1 protein-coding gene is annotated in these 398 nt (G+C 45.2%); it reads right to left on the minus strand.

Annotated features, from left to right (window positions below):
• A partial coding sequence (locus PTE_RS25855) for a hypothetical protein (protein ID WP_165577102.1) occupies positions 1–398 on the minus strand: 398 nt, incomplete at both ends.

Raw genomic sequence — 398 nt, forward strand, 5'->3', positions numbered from 1 at the left:
CTGTTAGCCTGTATCTGAACGGCTTTTCCATTAATATCACCGCCACTTATCAGGCTGATATTATTCTTTGCTGTGATCCGGCTGCCTGATTCTAATGAACGTGACGGTGGAATATAATTACCCGATAAAAAAATGCCTTCCAGTTTACGAAAAACTAAGGCTCGGGAACCGAGTTCAATATGCTTTGCCGCACTTAAATAAACATCTTTTCCGGCTGAGATGAAAGCCCCCTGAGCAACGAAATCACCTCCTGCATGAATCATCAATGACGTTGAGGCATGTAAAACGCCGGTCATTGGCAACAGGAAATGAAGATTTCCCTGTTCCTGTTCAGGCAGAATAGCATTCAGCAGATCCGTATCCCATTTGTCCGGAGGCATAGGACCCGTTTGTCGAGC

Source organism: Photorhabdus khanii NC19 (assembly GCF_000517265.1).
GTDB classification, from domain to species: Bacteria; Pseudomonadota; Gammaproteobacteria; order Enterobacterales; family Enterobacteriaceae; genus Photorhabdus; species Photorhabdus khanii.